The 932-nt window shown below is 43.7% G+C and carries 1 pseudogene; it reads left to right on the top strand.

Annotated features, from left to right (window positions below):
* Positions 1-932 (top strand): annotated as a pseudogene (locus GVN22_RS27395) (hypothetical protein); the annotation flags it as partial.

The following is a 932-nucleotide window of genomic DNA, read 5'->3' on the forward strand; positions in this document are numbered from 1 at the left end:
TCATCAAGTGTACAAGGTGGCGCAGTCTGTGGTAGTGGCGTAGTAAACTTAAGTGCAGTATGTTCATCAGGACAAACAGTACAATGGTATGCAAGTCAAAGCTCGACAAGTGTATTGACAACAGGCACAAGTTACGCACCAAGCATTACGGCAACGACTACTTATTATGTAGGTTGTAAAGACAATACAACAACTTGTGAAACCGCAACGAATTCACGTCAAGCAGTAGTAGGCACAGTAAATCCAATTCCAAGTTCACCAAGTGCAGGTAATGTATCAGGTGGTGCAGTATGCGGAAGCGGTGTAGTGAATTTGACAGCAACTTGTTCAACAGGACAAACAGTACAATGGTATGCAAGTCAAACATCGACAGTAGTGTTGTCGACAGGCACAAGTTATGCACCAAGTATAGCTGCAACGACGACTTATTATGTAGGTTGTAAAGATAATACTACGACTTGTGAGACAGCAACGAACTCACGTCAAGCAGTAGTAGGGACAGTAAACCCAATCCCAAGTGCACCAAGTTCAGGAAATGTAACGAATGGTGCAGTATGTGGCAGTGGCGTAGTGAATTTGACAGCGATATGCACAACAGGTCAAACAGTACAATGGTATGCAAGTCAGACCTCGACAAGTGTATTAACAACAGGAACAAGTTACGCACCAAGCATCACGGCAACGACAACCTATTATGTAGCATGTAGAGATAACACAACGAATTGTGAAACAACAACAGGAACCCGTCAAGGCGTAATAGGAACAGTTAACCCAATTCCAAGTGCACCAAGTGCTAATAATGTAGTAGGCGCTTCAAGATGTGAAGCTGGCGTAGTGACTTTGACAGCAACATGTTCAACAGGACAAACAGTACAATGGTACGCAAGTCAGAGTTCGACAAGTGTGTTGACAACAGGTACAAGCTACAGTCC

Origin of the sequence: Cellulophaga sp. BC115SP (genome assembly GCF_009905545.1) — a bacterium.
In the GTDB taxonomy this organism is placed as follows: domain Bacteria; phylum Bacteroidota; class Bacteroidia; order Cytophagales; family Spirosomataceae; genus Flectobacillus; species Flectobacillus rivi.